Here is a 15132-nt window from a genome sequence, read left to right as displayed (position 1 = left end):
TCGCCTTCGAAGTCCAGCGTGAAGTGCCCCGGCCCCGTTCGGTAACAGAAAGAATGGCGTGTCCCGACGGCGTTTGCCTGCCGGGCGGCAGCCTGGCAGGCCGACTGATTCGTCCCGTAGTCGATGTAATGGTCGGCGCTGGATACCCCCGCGTCAATCACAGATACGGCTACTGGCAGCTTTGGTGCGCCCGAAGTGGCCTTAGTCGTCGGTCAAAGACCGCTGCAGAATTTTCCTGGTTAGGTCATGCAGATGCTCGTCAGTGAGCTCCGGGTTGAAGCGGCGGAGTATCGCTTTCAATTGCTCCGTCCGCTCTCGCCTCTCGCTATCAAGCACTTTGTGGTGGGTGCCGTTCATGGTCACCTTTAGTTCGGGGTGCCATAGCCCGTTCTGGTTAGGGAATGGCTTGTCAGACATATCAAAAGCAACCACCGTGGTGCCCATTCTGGTGCGGCACCCGGGTGCGTAGAGGTGCGGATCTGTAATCCGGTCACTGAGGTCGTGGCTGGCAACGCGAAGAGCGACCGAGCCACGACCGCTGCCTTAACCTGATCCGCTTACCGTACGCCTGGCGTGACGGTTTCGTATATAGCTTGGCCGAGATAGCTGGCGGGCCTGCTATTGGGCGCCGCCAAGCCAGCGCTGAGGGGTTGGGAAATGCCTAAAGCCTTGTCCAGCGCGGCGTCGATGGTGTCCAGGCGGCCGCCAACGCCTCCACACCCGCGCCACCAGAAGTCATGCCCCCAAACTAGGGACCACCACCGACAGAAAACCGCGCGATGTGACTACAGAAACCCTGGTGACACAAGTTTTTTCGCGCGCGGACGAGCCGCTCAGCGGTCACCGGAAAGCTTTAGACGCATCCGGCGATTCACCGGTTCCGGCAGCAACGCGGAAACGTCGCCGCCCAACAAGGCGACCTCCCTCGCCAACGACGAAGAGACGAAGGAGTATTGGGGCGCCGTCGCGACGAAGAAGGTGTCGACACCGGCGATGTGCTTGTTCATCTGCGCCATCTGCAGCTCGTACTCGAAGTCGGTGTCGGTGCGCAGACCCTTCACGATCGCGGTCATCCCCCGCGACGTCACGAAGTCGACCACCAGGCCCTTGCCGACCTCCACCCGCAGGTTGGGCAGGTGGGTCGTCGACTCCTCGATCATCGCGATCCGCTCGTCGACGTCGAACATGCCCTTCTTGGCGGGGTTGGTCAGGATCGCGACCACCACCTCGTCGAACTGACCGGCGGCGCGCTCGAAGACGTCGATGTGCCCCAATGTCACCGGGTCAAACGAGCCCGGGCATACTGCGCCGCTCATGGCAGTCGACGGTACACGGCGGGGTCACGTCCATTCCGCCAACTCCAGACGGGTGTCGCCGTACACCCGCGGCGGCCACACCGACCAGCCGGGCGGCCAGGCCAGCGGCGCGCTGGCGGCGGCGCGCTCGACCACCGCGACGGTCCCCGAACGCACCCAGCCCCGGTCACCGAGGGCTCGCAATACCGCGTCGAACTCATCGGCGTTCACCTCGTAGGGCGGGTCGGCGACAACCAGGTCGACGGCCGTCCCCGTCCCGCCGGCCAGGACGGTCGCCACCGTGCCGCGCCGCAGCGTCGCCCCGGGTAGCCCGAGGGTTTCGATGTTGCGCGTGATGACCGAGGCGGCGCGCTGGTCGGACTCGACGAACAACGCCGACGCCGCACCGCGCGACAGCGCCTCGAGACCCAGCGCACCCGACCCGGCGTACAGGTCCAAGACGGCCAACCCACTCAGGTCGCGGCGCGCCTCGAGGATGTTGAACAGCGATTCGCGCACGCGGTCGGTGGTAGGGCGGGTGCCCCGCGGCGGGACGGCGATGCGCCGGCCGCCCGCGACGCCGCCGATGATGCGGGTCATCTCGGGCCGGCTAGAGCAGCGTCGACCAATAGTCCCAGAACCGCGCCATGATCAACAGGACCACCGCCGTGAACCACAGCACGGCGATCGACCAGCGCCACTGGTAAACCAGTTGCGCCGCACCGGATTCCCCGCGTTCGAGCGCCGGTCGGGCCAAAATGGACGCGACCACCACGAGCAGGGTGATGGTCATCGCCCAGACGACCATGCAGTAGGGGCACAACGCACCGATGCGGTACAGGCTCTGGAAGATCAGCCAGTGCACGAACACCGAACCGGCCAGCGTGCCGAGCAGCAGACCGACCCAATACCACTGCGGCAGCGGCACTTTCGCGACCGCCAGCACCCCGGTGACCAGCACCACGGTGAATCCCACGATGCCGAGCAGCGGGTTGGGGAAGCCGAACACCGAGGCCTGGGGCGTGATCATCACCGACCCGCACGCGAGGATCGGGTTGATGTTGCACGACGGCACGTACGACGGATTGCGCAGGATCTCGATCTTCTCGATCGTCAGCGTCATCGACGCCAGCAAGCCGATCGCCCCGGCGATCAGCACCCACCAGGCGCTGAGGGTGGGCGCGGTCAGGCGCGCGTCCGGTGTCAGGTCGCGATCGACGGGTGGTGCTGACACCGGCGTGGTCACGACGCGGCGGGAGTGGCGGCGGAGTCGATTCCGGGAACGTCGCCGACGATTTCCTTGATCTTGGCGACCAGCGCGTCGGGCGTGGAGGGCTTGTAGACCTCACCGTTGATCTTGATCGTCGGCGTCCCGGTGATGCCGGCCTTCCCCGCCTCCGCCTGGACGTCCGCCACGTGCTTGCCGCTGTTGATGCAGTCGGGCACCTTGCCCACCACGCCGGCCTCGCGGGCGAGCTCGATCAGCTTCGCGTTGTCGGGGAAGCTGGTGCCGTCCTCCCTGGGCTGGATGCCCTCGCTGTACAGCGCGGTGTGGAAGCGGCGGAAGGCGTCGATCGACTCGTCGGCGACGCACACCGCCGCGGCGCCCGCGCGGGACGGATAGTCCTGGTTCCGGGGGCTGTCGAGGATCGCGACCATCGAGTAATCGGCCGCGATCGCGCCGGCGTCGATCAGCTTGGACACCGTCGGGCCGAAGGTGCGCTCGAAGTTGCCGCACGCCGGGCACAGGAAGTCCTCGTAGAAGGTGACGACGGCCTTGGGGTTGTTGGTCCCGGGCTGGTTGACCACCTTGCTCGAGGTGACCCGCACGGTGTCTCCCGCGCCGGTGGCCCCGCTGTTCTTCTTGTGGTGCGAGGTCACGATGTAGAAGACGAGCACGACCGCGAAAATCACGATCACGGCGGTGCCGCCGATCTGGATCAGCCGGCCCGACTTGCGGTCGGCGGACTTGAGGTCGAATCGCGGGGGGCGTTTCGTGTTGTCGGCCACGGGTTCGCTGATCCTTCGGTGCTCGGTCGGACGGGCCTTCAGATTACCGGCGCCGTCGTCATACCCGGCTCAGGTGCGCCCGCAGGGCCGAAATCATCTCGTTCGTCCCGGCGGCGCTGCCACCACCCAGGGGGAACATGTTGGCAAAGCCATGGGTCAGCGAACCCATGTAGCGCAGGTCCACGGGGGTGCCGGCGGCACGGAGTGCCGCGGCGTAGCTTTCCCCCTCGTCGCGCAGCGGATCGAAACCCGCGACGGTGATGAGCGCGGGGGCCAGGCCCGACAGCGAATCGGCCAGCAGCGGCGAGACCCGCGGGTCGGTCCGATCGACGCCGGACCGCCTGAGGTACTGCGCCTCGAACCAATCCATGTCCCGCCGGGTCAGCAGGAAGCCGCGGGCGAACAGGCTCATCGACCGCGTCTGTCCCGTGAAGTCGGTCCGCGGATAGATGAGCCACTGCAGGACGGGAGCCGGGCGGCCCTCGTCGCGTGCCCGCTGGCACACCACGGCGGCCAGGTTGCCGCCCGCGCTGTCGCCGCCGACGGCCACGCGCCCGGGCGCCGCGCCGAGCTCACCGGCGTGCTCATACGCCCACGTGAACGCCGCGTACGCGTCCTCCAGCGCGGCCGGCGCGGGGTGTTCGGGCGCCAGCCGGTAGTCGATCGAGAGCACGTGGATGCCGGCGTCGCGGCAGGTGAGCCGGCACAGCGCGTCGTGGGTGTCGAGGTCTCCGATCGCCCAGCCGCCACCGTGGTAGAAGACCAGCAGGGGGGCGGCGTCGCCGTGCGGGGGGCGGTAGTGCCGCGCCGGCAGGTCGCCGGCCGGCCCGGGCAGCGAGAGGTCGTCGACCTCGACATGGATCTGCGGGCCGGGAAGCTCCAGGCACATCCGGCGCATCCGCTCCCGGGAGGCGGCCGGGTCGTCGTCGACGACCAGGCCGTCGATGCCGATCGAGCGCGCGGTCGACAGCATCAGCTGCAGCGCCGGGTCGAGCGTGTTGCCGTCGATGACCACCGACCGGCCGCCGAACAGGGCCCGCTTCGCGGGTGTGGGGATCCACGGGATGACCTTGAGGCCGACGCCGGTGACCGCGCCCTGCACGCGGCTGATCAGGCGCATCGGCACGCGCTTTTCGCCGGAATCGAGTTTCGTCACGCCTGGCAGACTCTTCGTCATGGGCAATTCCTCCCAGTCCTCCCGGTCCTCGGAGCAACGCTTCGTCGCCCTGAACGACGGTAATTCCATTCCTGCCGTCGGGCTCGGAGTCTTCCAGGTCCCGCCGGCGGACACCGAGCGGGTGGTCGGTGCCGCGCTCCGCGTCGGATACCGGCATGTCGACACCGCCGCGGCCTACGGCAACGAACTCCAGACGGGGCGCGCGCTCGCCGATTCCGGTGTGCCGCGCGACCAACTTTACGTGGTGACCAAGGTGCGCAATGCCGACCAGGGCTACGACAGCACGCTTGCCGCCTTCGACGCCAGCCTGGCCAGGCTCGGGGTGGACTACCTCGACCTTTACCTCATCCACTGGCCGGTGCCCGCCCTCAACCGGTTCGTTGACACCTTCAAGGCGTTCGCTCACCTGCGCGACCAGGGCCGTATCCGGTCGATCGGCGTCAGCAACTTCGAGCCCGAGCACCTGACGATGCTCATCGACGCCACCGGCATCGTCCCCGCGGTCAACCAGATCGAATTGCATCCGCGGTTTCCCCAGCGGGAGCTGCGGGAGGTGCACGCCCAGCGCGGCATCGCCACCGAAGCCTGGGCGCCGCTGGGCCGGGGCGCCCTGCTCGATCACCCGTCGATCACCGCACTCGCCGAGGAAAAGGGTCGGACGCCCGCGCAGGTGTTGATTAGGTGGCATATCCAGCTCGGTAATATCGTGATCCCCAAGTCGGTGAACCCCTCAAGGATTGCGAGCAACTTCGACGTGTTCGATTTCGAACTCAGTCCCGACGACATGGCGTCGATTGCCTCGCTCGATGACGGAACTCGGCTTGGTCCGGACCCACGCACCTTCAATCCCACAGGCAGGTGATCGACGTTGACTGGCGACAAGGGCGTTGTCGTACCGTCCATAGCTCTGAATGACGAGAACACGATGCCCGCACTCGGCCTCGGTGTCGCAGACCTGTCCGAGGACGAGGCCGAGCGCGCCGTCTCGGCGGCGCTGGAGCTGGGGTGCCGGCTGATCGACACCGCCTCCGCGTACGGGAACGAGGCCGCCGTGGGCCGCGCGATCGCGGCGTCCGGTATCCCGCGTGCCGAGGTGTTCGTCACCACCAAGCTCGACGTGCCCGACCAGGGTTTCACCAAGGCGCAGGAGGCCTGCACGGCCAGCCTGGAGCGCCTCGGGCTCGACTACGTCGACCTCTACCTGGTCCACTGGCCCGCGCCGTCGCTCGGCAGGTACGTCGACGCCTTCGGCGGCCTGATCCAGTCCCGGGGCGAGGGCCACGCCCGGTCGATCGGTGTCTCGAACTTCACCGAGGAGCACCTCACCAACGTCAGCGAACTCACCTTCGTCACGCCGGCGGTCAACCAGATCGAGCTGCACCCGCTGCTCAACCAGGCGGAGCTGCGCAAGGCGAACGCTCAGCACGACGTCGTCACGCAGTCCTACACGCCGCTCGCGCTGGGCAAGCTGATGGACAACGCGACGGTCGGCGCCGTCGCCGGCGAGTACGGCAAAACCCCCGCGCAGGTGCTGCTGCGGTGGAACCTGCAACTGGGGAACTCGGTCATCTTCCGGTCGGCCAATCCCGAGCACATCGCCGGCAACCTCGACGTCTTCGACTTCGAGCTGGCCGCCGAGCACATGGACGCGATCAACGGGCTCGACGACGGCACCCGGCTGCGCCCGGACCCGAACACCTTCAACGGCCTCGGCGAGCCGCCGGCCACCACTAGCTCGTCGGGCAGGTAGCCGCGGCCTCGCGCAGCACGCCCGCCGACGGCTGGTCCACCGGCAACTGGTAGCCGCGCAGCACGGCGATGAACTGCACGGCGTACTGGCAGGCGAACGCGGTGTTGGGCGGCATCCACTGCGCGGGCGGCGAATCGCCCTTGTCCTGGTTGGCCTGTCCGTCGACGGCGAGCAGGTTGGCCGGGTCGTTGGCGAAACGCAACCGCTCGGGCGCCGGCCAGCCGTAGGCGCCCATGTCCCAGGCGTAGGCCAGCGGGACGATGTGGTCGATCTGCACCGCCTCGCCGACCTTGGCGCCGCGCTGGAAGGCGATGGTCTTGTTCGTGTACGGGTCGTGCAGCGTGCCGGTCGCCACCGCGTCGGGGCAGCGCTTGACCGACACGTAGGTCTTGTCGACGAGGTCCCGGTTGAGGATGTCGTCGCGGGTGTCGCAGCCGTTGTGCCCGAGCGGGGCGTCGTTGTCGTCGTCCCAGGCGTCGCCGAACGCCGCGCGGAGGTAGTCGAAGCGGTGCAGCCGCAGCGGGACGACGGCGACGCCCGCCAGCACGTCGGCGCCGGGGGCCACCGTCGGGACGTCGGCGCGCGCGGCGTACTCCTGGGCGCGCCTGGCGGCCGTCGACCCGAGCGTCTGGTATGCGACGAGCAACGCGACGATCGCCGCGAACGTCAGCCACAACAACAGCTTCCGGTTCACGCCTTGTCCAGGTATTCGATGCGGTCGGCCTGGGTGAACTGCGCCGCCAGCTGTGCCAATCCGGGGTCCGACGGGTTCTTCTCGTAGGCGTCGACGGCGAAGGCCCGCGCGGTCTCGATGACCTCGCGGTGGTCGGCCAGCGACAGTAACTTGAGATTGAAGGCGCGCCCGGACTGGTTGCGGCCCAACACATCTCCCTCTCGCCGCTCCTTGAGGTCGAGGTCGGCGAGGGCGAACCCGTCCAGGGTGCCCGCGACGGCGGTGAGCCGCCTGCCCGCACCCGACCCCGGCGGGACCCGGGTCGCCAGCAGGCAGAGGCTGGCGTGCTCGCCGCGCCCGATGCGGCCGCGCAACTGGTGGAGCTGGCTGATGCCGAAGCGGTCGGCGTCCATCACCAGCATGACGGTGGCGTTGGGGACGTCGACGCCCACTTCGATGACGGTGGTGCACACCAGCACGTCGATGTCGCCCGCCCGGAATGCGGCCATGGCCGCGTCCTTTTCGTCCGCGGGCAGCCGCCCGTGCATCAGCCCCAGCCGCACGTTCGCCAGCTCGCCGGAACGCAGCCGCGCATAGAGGCCCTCGGCGGTCTCCGACGGCCGGGCGTTCGGGTCCTCCTTCTGCGGCTCGTCGCTCTCGTCGATGCGGGGCGCCACCACGTACGCCTGGCGGCCGGCGGCGACCTCCTCGGTGATGCGCCGCCAGGCGCGGTCGAGCCAGGCGGGTTTGTCGCTGACGAAGATGACGTTGCTGGTGATCGGCCGGCGTCCGCGCGGCAGCTCGCGCAGCGTCGATGTCTCCAGGTCGCCGTAGACGGTCAGGGCCACAGTGCGGGGTATCGGCGTGGCCGTCATGACCAGCAGGTGGGGGGTGACACCGCGACGGGCCTTGGCGCGCAACTGGTCCCGCTGTTCGACGCCGAAGCGGTGTTGTTCGTCAACCACCACCATGCCCAGATTGTGGAATTCCACCGCGTCCTGCAGCAGCGCGTGGGTGCCGACGACGATGCCGGCCCGACCGCTCGCCACCTCGTCGCGCACCTGCTTCTTCTGGGCGGCCGTCATCGACCCGGTGAGCAGCGCGACCCCGGTTGCGTTGTCGGCACCACCCAGCTGGCCGGCCATCGCCAGCGGGCCGAGGACGTCGGTGATCGACCGAAGATGTTGTGCGGCAAGCACTTCCGTGGGCGCGAGCAGCGCACACTGGTAGCCGGCGTCGACCAGCTGCAGCATCGCCAGGACGGCGAGGATCGTTTTACCCGAACCGACCTCGCCCTGGAGCAGGCGGTTCATCGGCCGGATCGCCGAGAGCTCCTCGGCGAACACGTCGAGCACCTCCCGCTGCCCGCCGGTCAGCTCGAAGGGCAAGCGCTGCAACAGTTCCGCGCGCAGACCGTCGGGGCGCGGCGGGGCCGCGGGTCCCGATTCCGACAGCTCGCTGTGCCGGCGGGCCACCAGCGCCCACTGCAGCCCGACCGCTTCGTCGAAGGTCAACCGCTCGCGGGCCCGCCTGCGCGCCGGCTCGTCTTCGGCGAGGTGGATGTCGCGCAGCGCGCGGTCCTCGGCCACCAGGCCGTGGCGGCTCAGCAGTTCGGCGGGCAGCGGATCGTCGATCGGATCCAGGACGTCGAGCACCTGGCGCACGCACCGGAAGATGTCCCAGCTCTGCACCTTGGTGGTCGCCGGGTAGATCGGGAAGAAGGCCCGCTCGAACTCCGCCATCTGCACCTCACCGGTGGTGGACTGCGAGGCGATCGCGATGTTCTTCAGCGAGCTGGTGCCGCGGTTCTTTCCGTCCGGGGAGTCGAGGATGAGGAACGCCGGGTGCGTCAGCTGCATGACGTTGTTGAAGAACCCGACCTCCCCCGACAGCATCACCTTGGTGCCCTTGATCAGGTCCTTCTTCAGGTAGTTGGCGTTGAAGAAGGTCGCGGTGACCTTGTTGCGGCCGGTGCCGAGGGTGATGCGGTGGCAGTCCCTCTTGGGGGTCTTCTTCATCGGCCAGGTCTTCGTTTCGGCGATCGTGTCGACGATCGTGATGTGCTCGCCGGCCGGCGGGCGCTGGTCGTCGGCGTCCCACCGGGTGGCGCCCTCGCTGTAGCTGCGCGGGTAGTGGCGGAGCAGGTCGTCGACGGTCCGGATGCCAAGCTCCTCGTCGAGTTGGTCGGCGGCCTTGGCGCCCACCACGAAGTCCAGGCGGTCGGACAGCGACACCACGGCTACTCGACCCCGATCAGCAACGCGTCACCGTGGTGGCCGGTGCGGTAGGTCATCAGCTCGGTTCCCGGATGGTGGTCGTGCATGTGCTCTTCGAGGATGTCGTTGAGCGTGGCCTCGTCGGGCGACTGCGGATCCGCCTCGAACCCGGCGCCGACGAGCACCGTCACCAGGTCACCGCCGGAGGCCAGCAGCAGGTCGAGCAGTCCGATCGCCGCCCCGACCGCGTCGTCGGCCACGATCAGCACCTCGTCGCCCGCGATGCCCAGGCCGTCGCCCGCCTTGCAGCGCCCCGCCCAGGTCAGCGCGCTCTCGACGGCGATGCGCACGGATCCGTGCCGCGCCGCGCCGGCCGCACGGGCCATGGTGTAGCCGTCGTCGACGGCCGGCCGGCCGTTCTCGTGCACGGCCAGCGCGGCCAGCCCCTGGACCATCGACCCGGTCGGTATCGGCACCACGTCGATGCCCCAGCCGATGGCCGCGGTGCAGCCGGCCACGAGTTCCTCGGCGGGCACGTAGCCGTTGGGCAGGACCATCACCTGCGCGGCGGCGGTGTCGACCACGGCCCGCATCAGCTGGTGGGCGCTGACGCCGGTGTCGGGTTCGGGGCGCAGCACGTTGGCCCCCTCACCGGCGAACAGCTCCGCGGCGCCGTCGCCGTCCACGACCGCGAGCACCGCCCGCTCCCGCGTCCAGCCGCCCGCGGGCAGGCCCGCGGCGCTCGAACCCAGGGCCGAGATGACGATCCGGGTGGGCCGCCCGGCCGCCAGGCCCGCCTCGACGGCGGCGCCGGCGTCGTCGGTGTGCACGTGCACCGAATAGGTGCCAGTGGTCGACGGTGCGGCCGCGATGGCCACGGAGTCGCCCAGCTCGCCGAGCCTGTCCCGCAGCGTGTCCGCCGCCGCGGCCGAGCACCCGTCCAGCCGGTACATCACCTCGAACTGCGGCGTCGGCCGGTCGGCGGGGGCCTGCGGCTGCTCCGCGCGCGGCGACAGCTGGTACACGGTCCGCGCGGGTGCCTGCCCGGCCAGGGTGCAGCGCAGCGCGTCGAGCAGGACCAGCAGCCCCCTGCCACCCGCGTCGACGGCGCCGGCGTCGGCGAGCACGTCAAGCTGCTCGGTGGTCTTCTCCAACGCCACCACCGCCGCGTCGCCCGCGGCCGTGACCGCCTGGACCAGGCCGTCGGCGGCGGTGGCCGCAACGGCTTCCGCGGCGGCGCGCAGCACCGACACGATGGTTCCCGGCACCTCCTCGCCGCCCATCGAGGCGATGACCAGGTCGACGCCGCGTTGCAGCCCCGCCGCGAGGGTGCCGGTGTCGATGTCGGGGAGCTCACCGCCCCGCTCGGCCGCCGCGGTCGCGGTGACGTCGGCGATGCCGCGCAGGATCTGGGACAGGATCACACCCGAGTTGCCGCGGGCGCCGTTGAGCGCGCCGGCCGACAGGGCCGCCGCGGCGCGGGCCACGCACCCGCCGTCGGAGTTCGCCCTGGCGTTGGCCTCGGCGAGCGCCGAGCGCATGGTGAACAGCATGTTGGCGCCGGTGTCCGAATCGGCGACCGGGAAGACGTTGAGGCGGTTGATCTCGTCGATGTGCGTGATCAGGTCGCTGACGGCGGTGTGCGCCCAGTCGCGCAGGGTCACCGCATCCAAGGCGCGTTCCGGCTCGCCCAGTGTGACCCACCTCCTAGAAAACCGGCACCCGGTGGGCGCCAGCGTAGCCCGGCGACCCGCCCGACGGCTTGCGCTCGGCCACCCCGACGAGCCCACCGAGCGTAGCCATCCAGCCCGACAGTCGCCGTCCGCTGTTTGACCGTTTTGGCGGTAGCCGAAGGAGTCGGTATCCTGGGAAAGCCCGGATGGACCCGGGCCATCCCGGTCACGTCGCCGGACCCCCGATTTTTTGAGGAGCTTGAACCATGGCCGCTGTGTGCGACATCTGCGGGAAAGGCCCCGGCTTCGGCAAGTCGGTGTCGCACTCCCACCGCCGCACCAGCCGCCGGTGGGACCCGAACGTCCAGACGGTGCACGCCGCGACGCGTCCGGGCGGCAACAAGCAGCGTCTCAACGTGTGCACGTCGTGCATCAAGGCCGGCAAGGTCGTCCGGGGCTAGTCAGGTTTTGGTCCGGGGCTACATCACGACGTGCCCGGCGTCGACGGGTATCGACACGCCCGTCACGTAGCGGGCACGGGGACCGACCAGCCACAACACCGCTTCCGTCACGTCTTGCGCCTCGACCAGCGGCACGTCGGGCAGCAGCATCTGCGAGACGGCCGGGTTGGGGTTCTCGAGCATCCGGTTGACGACGAAGTCGTTGAGGATCATCGGCGTCATGACGCCGCTCGGGTGCACCGAGTTGACCCGAATCTTGTGCGGCGCGTAGGCGTTGGCCGCCGACCGCATCAACCCCACCACGCCGTGCTTGGACGCGGCATAGGCGAACATCGCCGCGCTGCCGTCGCCGCCCCGGCCGGTCAGCCCCTGCGACGAACTCACCAATACGACCGACCCGCCCCGGCCCTTGCGGATGATCGAGGGCACCGTCGCCAGCAACGTGTGCCACACGCCCTTGAGGTTGGTGTCGACGATCGTGTTGAACACCGGTTCGGAGTGGGCTTCGGGGTCACCGATCGCCACCACCCCGGCGTTGGCGACGACGATGTCCACCTCCCCGACGTCGTCGATGCCGCTTTGCACCGCGGCCTCCAGTTGCGCCAGGTCGCGGACGTCGGCGACGACGGGTGCTACCCTGCGGCCCGCGGCTTCGACCAGCCGGGCGGTCTCGTCGAGATCCGATTTGGAGCCCAGCGGGTAGGGAATCGCGTCGATGTCCGCGCAGATGTCCACGGCGATGATGTCGGCGCCCTGCTCGGCAAAGGCCACCGCGTGGCTGCGGCCCTGGCCGCGCGCCGCACCGGTGACGACGGCGACCTTGTCGTCGAGTTCACCCATGGCTACACCTCCAACCTCGTGCCGGTCTCTTGCTCGGCGAAGGCCACCAGCGGGGCGGCGGCGTGGTCATCGGATCAAGAGTAAATAGTCGGTTCTATGTAAATTCGACCGGTTCTGCCACCATTGTTCGCGGCAGCGGCGGAACAGGGTGCGACGGGTGGTCCACATGAGTGACAGCGCAACAGAAATCACGAACCTGATCTACACCTACGCCGAGCTTCTCGATGGTGGCGACCTGGACGGTGTCGCCCGGCTCTTCGAGCACGGCCGCATCTGCGGCGTGGAGAACGGACCACCGGAGACGGTGTTCGCCGGCGCCGCCCGCGTGCGCGAGATGTATGAGATGGCCACGCGCATCTACGAAGACGGCACCCCCAAGACCAAGCACAACACCACCAACGTGCAACTGCACATCGACGAGGCCGCGGGGACCGCCCGCAGCACGTCGTACTACTGCGTCACCCAGGCCACCCCCGACCTGCCGCTGCAGGTGATCGTGACCGGGCACTACAAGGACACCTTCCACCGGGTGGAGGGCGCCTGGCGGTTCGACAGCCGCACCATGTTCGTCGACCAGGTCGGCGACGTCAGCCGGCATCTGAAGTTCTGAGCGCATGGACGGCCCGTTCGACCTGCCCGCCGTGCTGGCGAGCGCCCAGCGCAAGGAGGGTCTCAGCGACTGGGGGCCGGGCGAATTCGAAGGGCCGCTGGGGGTGTTGCTCGACGACTACGCGAGCGCCGACCTCAATGCCGTCGGCGTGCACATCCTGCGCTCGGGGATCGTGCACAGCCTGCGCATGCGGCTGCGCACCCAGGAGTGGGTACGCCGCCACCCGGAGATCCTCGACGAGCGCGTCGCCCCGCCCATCGTCGTGGTCGGGATGATGCGCAGCGGCACCACCCTGCTGCAGCGGCTGCTCGCCGCCGACCCGCGCTTCGTCTGCGCCTACGGCTGGGAGGTCGTCGAGGTCGCGCCCAGGCTGGACTACCAATTCGGCGGGGAGGATCCGCGGATCGCCATCAGCGAAGCGCGGGAAGCGAAGTCGCGCGAGCTGGCACCCGATGTGTTCGCCATCCATCCGATGTACGCGCGGGAGGCCGAGGAGGAGATCGTCTTCCTGGCCGACGCGTTCCTGTCCCACGTCCCGGAATCCGGTGCGCACCTTCCCCGTTACCGATCCTGGCTCGACACGCAGGACTTCACCCCCGCCTACGACCACCTGCATCGCATGCTGCAATTCCTGCAGTGGCAGAAGCGCCGGCGCGGGGTGCATGGGCAACGCTGGGTGCTCAAATCGCCGGCGCACCTGGGCTACCTGGACTCCCTGCGCGCGCGGTTCCCCGGCCTGCACATCGTGCACATGCATCGCGATCCGCGCACCACGATCGCGTCGGGGGCCAGCCTGAACGCCACCCTGCACGCGATGCACGCCGACGTTGTCGATCCGCACCGGGTGGGCGCGCAGTGGCTCGAGCGGATGGGCTGGACCAACGACCGGGCGATGACGACGCGCGACGGCTGGCCCGATGACGATGACCGGGTCACCGACATCGGCTTCGACGACGCGGTCGCCGACCCGATCGGCCAGGTCGCCCGCGTCTATGACGCCGTCGGGCTTCCGCTGACGGCCGAGGCGGAGGGCGCGATGCGGCGCTGGCTGGCCGGGCGCCCCCGCGAGGCGGCGCGCCCGCCCTACGACCTACCGGCCTACGGCCTGCGCCCAGAGCAGGTCGACGAGCGATTCACCCTGTATCACAAGCGCTTTGGACAGTACATCGAAGGAGCAGCGCATGCCTGATGACCCCGTCGCGACAGCATCGCAGCACGAACAGGAATTGGCCGCGCTCGAGCTGACCGAGCACCCCGTCGTCAAGGCCGCCTATCAAACGGTGGCCGAGACCTGGCTGGGCCGGGCCAAGGCGTCGCAGGCGATGCGGGAGCGGTTCGACGACGCGTTCGCCGAGGTGATGTTCTCGGCGGCGATGTGGTCGTCCAATCAGGACAAGCTGCGACCCAAAGTCACGTGCATCACCCGGCTGGCGCACCCCGTGGACGGCCGGCGCATCCCCGGATCACGGTGGGGCATCGACAATCCCGACAGCGTGTACCGGGTGATCCCGATCTCCGGCGACGAACGCTACGAAATCCATGGCCGGGTCGGCGAGCATCGCATGACCGAGAACTACTTCACCCTCTGGGACGCGCACATGGGCACGGTCGACGTGCTCAACGGGCGCACCATGCAGGTCGACTCCGACGGCAGCTTCACCATCACCGTGGACGCCGACCCGGCGGGCGGGCGGCCCAACCACGTGCAGACCACGCCCGCGGCGCACGAGTTCTACATCCGCGACGTGCTGCTGGACTGGGGCCGGGACGACCCCAATCACCTTGAGGTGCAACGGCTCGGCGGGCCACCGGCTTCCGCGGCGCGCACGCTTGACGAGCAGGCCGAGGCCACCGCGGCGATGATGGACTACTTCGCCAACTTCACCGGCAAGCTCAGCCACGGCGTGTACAAGATGCCCCCCAACCACTTCGACCTGGCCTGGTCGGCCGACAAGGTCGGCGCGATCCGCAACCAGGTCTATGTGATGGGCCGCTTCGATCTCGCGCCCGACGAGGCGTTCGTGGTGGACCTCAACGACGGCGGCGCCGAATACTTCACGGTGCCGCTGAGCAACATCTGGGGCACCACGCTGGACATCCTCGACCGCACCGGCAGCCTCAACAAGGCGCAGTCGCTGGCCAACGAGGACGGCAGCTACACCTACGTCATCGCCCCGACCGATCCGGGCACGGCCAACTGGATCGACTCCGACGGCCTGTGCGAGGGCATCCTGACCCTGCGCATGGCCGAATTCGGCGGGGCGGGTCCCCGCGAAGACCTCGGCGCGCGCGGGCGGGTGGTCAAGCTGGACCGGCTCGACGCCGAGGTGGGCCACCTGCCCCGCGTCAGCCCGCAGGAGCGGGCCGCGCAACTCGCCGACCGGCGCGCCGCGTATCTGCGGCGCCTGCCGGAAGGATCGGCCTGAG

At 69.2% G+C, this 15132-nt stretch carries 16 protein-coding genes; 6 read left to right on the top strand and 10 right to left on the bottom strand.

The features are described from left to right. Positions 1 to 201: 201 nt before the first annotated feature. The 6 genes from GPY60_RS16450 to GPY60_RS16425 form a co-directional block, all read right to left on the bottom strand. Complete coding sequence (locus GPY60_RS16450; RefSeq protein ID WP_156688747.1) at positions 202 to 444, bottom strand: hypothetical protein; 243 nt, start codon at positions 442 to 444, stop codon at positions 202 to 204. Between the two features lie 389 nt (positions 445 to 833). After that, on the bottom strand, positions 834 to 1316 hold the full coding sequence (coaD, locus tag GPY60_RS16445; RefSeq protein WP_156688746.1) for a pantetheine-phosphate adenylyltransferase: 483 nt from the start codon (positions 1314 to 1316) through the stop codon (positions 834 to 836). 24 nt (positions 1317 to 1340) lie between these two features. After that, entirely contained in the window at positions 1341 to 1895 is a 555-nt protein-coding gene (rsmD, locus tag GPY60_RS16440) for a 16S rRNA (guanine(966)-N(2))-methyltransferase RsmD (RefSeq protein WP_156688745.1), read from the bottom strand. Positions 1896 to 1905: 10 nt separating this feature from the next. Next, entirely contained in the window at positions 1906 to 2529 is a 624-nt protein-coding gene (locus GPY60_RS16435; RefSeq protein WP_156688766.1) for a vitamin K epoxide reductase family protein, read from the bottom strand. Between the two features lie 8 nt (positions 2530 to 2537). Further along, positions 2538 to 3305, bottom strand: a complete 768-nt coding sequence (locus tag GPY60_RS16430; protein ID WP_156688744.1) for a DsbA family protein — start codon at positions 3303 to 3305, stop codon at positions 2538 to 2540. A 58-nt stretch (positions 3306 to 3363) separates the two neighbouring features. Further along, a complete protein-coding gene (locus tag GPY60_RS16425) occupies positions 3364 to 4482 on the bottom strand; it encodes an alpha/beta hydrolase (RefSeq protein WP_156688743.1) in 1119 nt (372 codons plus the stop codon). On the opposite strand from GPY60_RS16425, the gene GPY60_RS16420 reads away from it, so the two are divergent. Next, a complete protein-coding gene (locus GPY60_RS16420; RefSeq protein WP_156688742.1) occupies positions 4481 to 5344 on the top strand; it encodes an aldo/keto reductase in 864 nt (287 codons plus the stop codon). The two genes, GPY60_RS16425 and GPY60_RS16420, sit on opposite strands and share 2 nt — an antisense overlap. 63 nt (positions 5345 to 5407) lie before the next feature. After that, positions 5408 to 6232 (top strand): aldo/keto reductase, encoded by an 825-nt coding sequence (locus GPY60_RS16415; protein ID WP_156688741.1) that lies wholly within the window; start codon positions 5408 to 5410, stop codon positions 6230 to 6232. Here GPY60_RS16415 and GPY60_RS16410 read toward each other — a convergent pair. The 3 genes from GPY60_RS16410 to GPY60_RS16400 are packed head-to-tail and all read right to left on the bottom strand — an operon-like array spanning position 6213 to position 10815. Continuing rightward, positions 6213 to 6926 carry an HNH endonuclease family protein gene (locus tag GPY60_RS16410; RefSeq protein WP_156688740.1) on the bottom strand — a complete coding sequence of 238 codons (714 nt, stop codon included), beginning with the start codon at positions 6924 to 6926 and terminating at the stop codon, positions 6213 to 6215. The genes GPY60_RS16415 and GPY60_RS16410 overlap by 20 nt on opposite strands. After that, positions 6923 to 9142 (bottom strand): ATP-dependent DNA helicase RecG, encoded by a 2220-nt coding sequence (gene recG, locus GPY60_RS16405; protein WP_156688739.1) that lies wholly within the window; start codon positions 9140 to 9142, stop codon positions 6923 to 6925. Before recG ends, GPY60_RS16410 begins: the two co-directional genes overlap by 4 nt. Positions 9143 to 9144: 2 nt before the next feature. Continuing rightward, on the bottom strand, positions 9145 to 10815 hold the full coding sequence (locus tag GPY60_RS16400; protein WP_156688765.1) for a DAK2 domain-containing protein: 1671 nt from the start codon (positions 10813 to 10815) through the stop codon (positions 9145 to 9147). Positions 10816 to 11060: 245 nt separating this feature from the next. On the opposite strand from GPY60_RS16400, the gene rpmB reads away from it, so the two are divergent. Continuing rightward, a complete protein-coding gene (gene rpmB, locus GPY60_RS16395) occupies positions 11061 to 11255 on the top strand; it encodes a 50S ribosomal protein L28 (protein WP_085256199.1) in 195 nt (64 codons plus the stop codon). A gap of 18 nt (positions 11256 to 11273) precedes the next feature. Here the strand turns inward: rpmB and GPY60_RS16390 are convergent, their stop codons facing one another. Beyond that, positions 11274 to 12095 (bottom strand): mycofactocin-coupled SDR family oxidoreductase, encoded by an 822-nt coding sequence (locus tag GPY60_RS16390; protein WP_156688738.1) that lies wholly within the window; start codon positions 12093 to 12095, stop codon positions 11274 to 11276. A 166-nt stretch (positions 12096 to 12261) separates the two neighbouring features. Here GPY60_RS16390 and GPY60_RS16385 point away from each other — a divergent pair, with 166 nt between their 5' ends. From GPY60_RS16385 to GPY60_RS16375, 3 genes are read left to right on the top strand one after another with little or no spacing between them, the layout of a single operon-like run. Next, positions 12262 to 12705, top strand: coding sequence for a nuclear transport factor 2 family protein (locus GPY60_RS16385; protein WP_156688737.1), 444 nt, complete (start codon positions 12262 to 12264; stop codon positions 12703 to 12705). 4 nt (positions 12706 to 12709) lie between these two features. Beyond that, positions 12710 to 13894, top strand: a complete 1185-nt coding sequence (locus GPY60_RS16380; protein WP_156688736.1) for a sulfotransferase family protein — start codon at positions 12710 to 12712, stop codon at positions 13892 to 13894. After that, complete coding sequence (locus GPY60_RS16375; protein ID WP_156688735.1) at positions 13887 to 15131, top strand: DUF1214 domain-containing protein; 1245 nt, start codon at positions 13887 to 13889, stop codon at positions 15129 to 15131. The genes GPY60_RS16380 and GPY60_RS16375 overlap by 8 nt, the downstream gene beginning before the upstream one ends. Position 15132 lies beyond the last annotated feature (1 nt).

The organism is Mycobacterium sp. Marseille-P9652, assembly GCF_902652685.1.
Taxonomy (GTDB): Bacteria; Actinomycetota; Actinomycetes; order Mycobacteriales; family Mycobacteriaceae; genus Mycobacterium.
Note: the sequence above shows the minus strand (reverse complement) of the source record. Positions and strands in the feature narration are given on the sequence as shown.

Bases quoted from the DNA above. Each gene is read 5' to 3' on its own strand.
- GPY60_RS16450 (WP_156688747.1), bottom strand. From the start codon at position 444: ATGGGCACCACGGTGGTTGCTTTTGATATGTCTGACAAGCCATTCCCT.
- coaD (WP_156688746.1), bottom strand. From the start codon at position 1,316: ATGAGCGGCGCAGTATGCCCGGGCTCGTTTGACCCGGTGACATTGGGG.
- rsmD (WP_156688745.1), bottom strand. From the start codon at position 1,895: ATGACCCGCATCATCGGCGGCGTCGCGGGCGGCCGGCGCATCGCCGTC.
- GPY60_RS16420 (WP_156688742.1), top strand. From the start codon at position 4,481: ATGGGCAATTCCTCCCAGTCCTCCCGGTCCTCGGAGCAACGCTTCGTC.
- GPY60_RS16425 (WP_156688743.1), bottom strand. From the start codon at position 4,482: ATGACGAAGAGTCTGCCAGGCGTGACGAAACTCGATTCCGGCGAAAAG.
- GPY60_RS16415 (WP_156688741.1), top strand. From the start codon at position 5,408: ATGCCCGCACTCGGCCTCGGTGTCGCAGACCTGTCCGAGGACGAGGCC.
- rpmB (WP_085256199.1), top strand. From the start codon at position 11,061: ATGGCCGCTGTGTGCGACATCTGCGGGAAAGGCCCCGGCTTCGGCAAG.
- GPY60_RS16390 (WP_156688738.1), bottom strand. From the start codon at position 12,095: ATGGGTGAACTCGACGACAAGGTCGCCGTCGTCACCGGTGCGGCGCGC.
- GPY60_RS16385 (WP_156688737.1), top strand. From the start codon at position 12,262: ATGAGTGACAGCGCAACAGAAATCACGAACCTGATCTACACCTACGCC.
- GPY60_RS16380 (WP_156688736.1), top strand. From the start codon at position 12,710: ATGGACGGCCCGTTCGACCTGCCCGCCGTGCTGGCGAGCGCCCAGCGC.
- GPY60_RS16375 (WP_156688735.1), top strand. From the start codon at position 13,887: ATGCCTGATGACCCCGTCGCGACAGCATCGCAGCACGAACAGGAATTG.